Raw genomic sequence first — 302 nt, 5'->3', positions numbered from 1 at the left:
CCCCCCCCCCCCCCCCCCCCCCCCCCCCCCCCCCCCCCCCCCCCCCCCCCCCCCCCCCCCCCCCCCCCCCCCCCCCCCCCCCCCCCCCCCCCCCCCCCCCCCCTTTTCAAGCAGAAGCCGGCATACGCGATCAACGTCAGCGTCTCGTGGGCTCGGAGATGTGTATAAGAGACAGGGCCTGGGCTGCAGCCGTCACGGCAGGCGGGAGCTTTTGCAGGTTGGGCGGATCCAGCAGCAGGGTGTAGTTGCGCTGCAGGTTGCCCGAGGCCCAACTGGCGTCGATCACCAGATCGACAAAGGGT

Annotated in this window: 1 pseudogene; it reads right to left on the bottom strand. The window is 74.2% G+C overall.

Annotated elements, in window-relative coordinates:
- Window positions 1-175: 175 nt before the first annotated feature.
- Window positions 176-302: pseudogene (locus JHD82_RS30545) on the bottom strand (FimV family protein); the annotation flags it as partial.

This window comes from Delftia sp. ASV31 (genome assembly GCF_016428765.1).
Taxonomy (GTDB): Bacteria; Pseudomonadota; Gammaproteobacteria; order Burkholderiales; family Burkholderiaceae_C; genus Comamonas; species Comamonas acidovorans.
This window is presented reverse-complemented; position numbering and strand designations above follow the sequence as displayed.